Raw genomic sequence first — 2,578 nt, forward strand, 5'->3', positions numbered from 1 at the left:
GTCAGCGGCCCGAAATCGCTCAACGGTTAGTGGCAGTTACAAACCATGGAGATTGGCGAAAGCATTTCTCCCTTCCGCAAAGGCTGGTGCCAAGACTGGAGGTCGTGCGGCATCTAATCCAGCGTCCGCCTGAACCGCACCAGTGCCACGCCGGCAAACAAGGCCACGAACACCACCAGCCAGCCGATCTCCGTTGACACCGCCGGCAGTTCCGCGCCCTTCAGCATCACCGCGCGGGTGATGCGCAGGAAATGCGTCAGCGGGAAGATCTCGCCGAGGATTTGCGCCCAGTCCGGCATGCCGCGATAAGGGAACATAAAACCCGACAGCATGATCGACGGCAGGAAGAAGAAGAAGGTCAGTTGCAGGGCCTGCATCTGCGTGCGGGCGATGGTGGAAATCGTATAGCCGAGCAGCACCAGCGCCAGCACGAAGATCAGCACGGCGGTCAGGAGCAGCGACATCGATCCGGTGAAGGGGATGGCGAACAGCAGCTTCGCCGCCGCCAGCACCACCACCACCTGCACGCCGCCGACCGCCAGGTAGGGCAGCACCTTGCCCATCATGATCTCGAGCGGGCTGGACGGCATCGCCAGCAGGTTTTCCATCGTGCCGCGCTCGGTCTCGCGCGTCAGCGCGATCGAGGTCATCATCACCATGGTCATCTGCAGGATGACGCCGAGCAGGCCGGGCACGATGTTGTATTGCGAGATGCCTTCGGGATTGTAGCGCCGGTGTACGACGACATCGAGCCGACCCTTGGCGGCCTCGGCGGCGGCTTCCTGCGTGCCTTGCGCCCTCAGCAGCGCCTGGCTGGCGACTGTGCCGAGCGTCGAAATGGCGCCGCTGGCCACCGCCGGGTCGGTGGCGTCCGCCTCGATGAGTATCTGCGGGTTGCTGCCGCTCTCCACCCTCCTGGCGAAATCGGCGGGGATGGTGACGACGAAGGCGACGTCGCCGCGCGATATCAGGAACTCGGCCTCGGCGGCACTTTGCGCGACATGGTCGAAACGATAGTAGCCGGTGGTCTGCAGCGCCGCGACAATGGCACGCGTGTAGGGATCGTTGCTCGTCGCCACGAGTGCTGCCGGCAGGCTTTTCGGGTCGTTGTTGATGGCGTAGCCGAAAAGCACCAACTGTATCAGCGGCACGCCGAGCATCATGGCGAAGGTGATGCGGTCGCGCCGCATCTGGATGAATTCCTTGATCAGCAGCGCGCCAAGCCGGGCGAAGGAAAAGACGCTGTTCATGCCATGTTGTCCTTCGAGCCGGACATGAACTGGATGAAGACGTCCTCGAGGCTGGTTTCGCCGGGCGAAACTTTCACGCCCTTGTGCTCTTTCTCGACGTCGGCGAGTGCGGCTTCGAGCTTCTTTTTGTCGGAGCCGACGACATGCAGCGTCGCGCCGAAAGGCGCCACCTGGTCGACGCCGGAGCGGCCCTGAAGCGCTTCGGCGACCTGATCGAGCCGCGGACCCTGCAGCACAAACGTGGTCAGCCCGGCATTTCTCACCACCTCGGCGACAGTGCCGGTGGCCAGCATCTTGCCGTAGGAGATATAGCTGATGCGGTGGCAGCGCTCGGCTTCGTCCATGTAGTGGGTGGAGACCAGCACGGTCAGCCCGCCGCTGGCCAGGCGATGGATCTCGTCCCAGAACTCGCGCCGCGCTTTCGGGTCGACACCGGCCGTAGGCTCGTCAAGCAGCAGCAATTTCGGCTTGTGCATGATGCAGGCGGCCAACGCCAGCCGCTGCTTCCAGCCGCCCGACAAGGTGCCGGCCAGCTGGTTGCGGCGCGACGTCAGGCCGAGGTCCTCCAACGTGCTCGCGACATGCTCTTCGACCGGCTTCAGCCGATAGAGCCGCGCCACGAATTCGAGATTCTCGCCGATCGTCAGATCCTCGTAGAACGAGAATTTCTGCGTCATGTAGCCGACTTCACGCTTGATGCGCAGGCTGTCGGTGCGGATGTTGAAGCCGAGCACCGTGCCTTCGCCTTCGTCCGGCGTCAGCAGGCCGCACATGATGCGGATGGTGGTGGTCTTGCCCGAACCGTTGGGGCCGAGAAAGCCGACGATCTCGCCCTCGGCGACCGACATCGTCACATGGTCGACGACGGTCTTGTCGCCAAAGCCCTTGACCAGGCCGTGGACATCGATGGCGTTCATCTTGCACTGTCCGCGAGATCAACATCGACGATCTGGCCCGGCTGCAGCGGGCCGGCATCGCCCTCCGGCCGCGCCTCGACCAGGTAGACCAGCTTCTGCCGGTTCTCGAGCGAATAGATCACCGGTGGCGTGAACTCAGGATCGGGCGACACGTAGCTGACGCGCGCCTTCACATCCGGGCCGCAGCCGTCGCAATGGACGCCGAGCAAGGTGCCGACCTTGACCGAGGAGAAGGCGCTCTCCGGGACGTAGACGCTGAGCTTGACCGCGCCGTCGGGCAGGATCGAGATCACAGGCGCGGTCGGACCTGATGTATCGCCCGGATTGCGGATGACATCGTTGACGCGGCCCGGCGAAGGGGCTGCCAGCACCCGTTTCGACAGCCGCCACTGAGCTTGCTCCAAGGTAGCC

3 protein-coding genes are annotated in these 2,578 nt (G+C 64.0%); all 3 read right to left on the minus strand.

All coding sequences use genetic code 11. The features are described 5' to 3' along the window. Positions 1–113 precede the first annotated feature (113 nt). A complete protein-coding gene (locus EN893_RS28565) occupies positions 114–1,250 on the minus strand; it encodes an ABC transporter permease (protein WP_127268431.1) in 1,137 nt (378 codons plus the stop codon). Then, positions 1,247–2,167 carry an ABC transporter ATP-binding protein gene (locus EN893_RS28570; RefSeq protein WP_127268430.1) on the minus strand — a complete coding sequence of 307 codons (921 nt, stop codon included), beginning with the start codon at positions 2,165–2,167 and terminating at the stop codon, positions 1,247–1,249. The genes EN893_RS28565 and EN893_RS28570 overlap by 4 nt, the downstream gene beginning before the upstream one ends. Further along, positions 2,164–2,578: HlyD family efflux transporter periplasmic adaptor subunit (locus tag EN893_RS28575; RefSeq protein ID WP_128361970.1), on the minus strand; the 415-nt coding region annotated here is incomplete at its 5' end. The genes EN893_RS28575 and EN893_RS28570, both read right to left, overlap by 4 nt.

Origin of the sequence: Mesorhizobium sp. M7A.F.Ca.CA.004.04.2.1 (assembly GCF_004022825.1) — a bacterium.
Taxonomy (GTDB): domain Bacteria; phylum Pseudomonadota; class Alphaproteobacteria; order Rhizobiales; family Rhizobiaceae; genus Mesorhizobium.